At 35.2% G+C, this 1,924-nt stretch carries 1 protein-coding gene; it reads left to right on the top strand.

Annotation, left to right across the window (positions count from 1 at the left end):
* The coding region (locus ABD915_RS09495; RefSeq protein ID WP_345117687.1) for a type ISP restriction/modification enzyme at positions 1-1,769 on the top strand (1,769 nt) is incomplete at its 5' end.
* Positions 1,770-1,924 lie beyond the last annotated feature (155 nt).

The following is a 1,924-nucleotide window of genomic DNA, read 5'->3' as shown; positions in this document are numbered from 1 at the left end:
TACGAGCGCTTTATGACAGTTATATTCGAGCTATTCGCTGGGCTAGTGACCGTATTGGTAATGCTGGAGTAATCGGCTTTGTTTCTGGTTCGGGTTACGTAGAAAAATCAACAATGGACAGTTTACGGAAATCTTTAGCCAAAGAGTTTACGAGTATTTACGTGCTTAATTTGCGGGGAGATCTTCGCAAAAATATGTTAAGCAGTGGAAGAGCTCAAGAAGGAGAGAATGTTTTTGGTAATGGTAGTATGACTGGCATTGCTGTCACACTATTTATCAAAAATCCCAATGTTTCTGGAGATTGTAAAATTTACTATCATGACATTGGTAATGATCTCACGACAAAAGAAAAGCTTACAGCTCTTGAGTACTTTGGTAGTATTGAGGGCATTACACGTGAAAATGCTTGGCAAATGATTATACCAGATGAACATGGGGATTGGATTAATCAACGTAATGACAGTTTCAAAACATTCCTAGCCATAGGTGATAAGAAAAGTCATGATAAAAAATTATTTACAATGTTCTCTCGTGGGATTATGACAAGCCGTGATGCGTGGGCATATAACTCAAGCCGTGAACTTTTAGAGAAAAAAATGCGTAATATGATTACGTTCTATAATAGTGAAGTTGAACGTTTTAATAATAGTTATTTACATGCTGATCATAAGTTACGTGCTGATGTTGTAAATAATTTCGTAAACTCAGATGAAAGTAAAATCAGTTGGAGTCATAATGCCAAAAGAGACTTGCTAAAGGGAAAATCTTTCAATTTTGAAAAAGATTACCTTACAAAAAGCTTGTATCGTCCTTTTACACAACAGTGGCTTTATTATAATAGGGATCTCAACGATGGCGTTTATCAAATGCTACGTATATTCCCTACGGGAAAAGCAGTTGAAAATAAGGTAATACAACTTACAGGTATAGGAGCGAGATGTGGCTTTTCTGTACTTATGATTAAGACCGTATCTGATCTTCAGGTGATAGAAAATGGACAATGCTTTCCGCGCTATATTTACGAAGACACTATGGTTTCAAAAAGTAAAAGTGAGAAACAATCACATTTATTTTTAATTTCTACAGAAGAAAGTAAAAATGCTGGTTTACAACGACGTGATGCCATTACGGATGAAGGGCTAGCCCATTTTAAAGCTGCCTATCCGAATGAAACTATAACAAAAGATGATCTGTTTTATTACGTTTACGGGCTTTTACATTCAGAAGACTATCGTACTCGTTATGCTGATAACCTCTCTAAAGAATTGCCTCGTATCCCTTGTGTAAACACTGCTGATGATTTTTGGAAATTTGTGACAGCAGGGCGTGAACTGGGGCATTTACACGTGAATTATGAAGATGTGGAACCTTATCCAGTATCCTTTAAAAAGGGTGACCCTAAACTTATGGATATCCCTAATCCTAAAGAATTCTATTACGTGACAGAAATGAAATTTGCTGGGAATAGTAAGGAAAAGGATAAATCGACTGTTTTTTATAATCGTAATATCACAATAACAGATATCCCTCTTGAAGCTTATGAGTATATTGTAAATGGCAAACCTGCTCTTGAATGGGTTATGGGTCGTCAATGTGTTAAGACCGATAAAAAGAGTGGTATTGTTAATGATGCCAATCGTTATGCCGTTGAAACCATTGGCAACCCTGCTTATCCCTTAGAGTTGTTTCAAAGGGTTATTACGGTAAGTTTAGAAACAATGAAAATTGTTAAGAATCTACCAAAATTAGAAATGAGAGAAACTGAATAGATTTATAAGACATAATAATCTCACAAGAGGTATAGAGTCTTATAACCATAATCTATACCTCTCTTGTTAAGTTGATTAGATACAATCTTTAAAAAGAGTGTTTATATGCGTTATTTAAAAGATAAGGCGTGCTTTTTTAAACACTGTTATTTGAA

Source organism: Bartonella jaculi (genome assembly GCF_039543045.1).
Taxonomy (GTDB): Bacteria; Pseudomonadota; Alphaproteobacteria; order Rhizobiales; family Rhizobiaceae; genus Bartonella; species Bartonella jaculi.
This window is presented reverse-complemented; position numbering and strand designations above follow the sequence as displayed.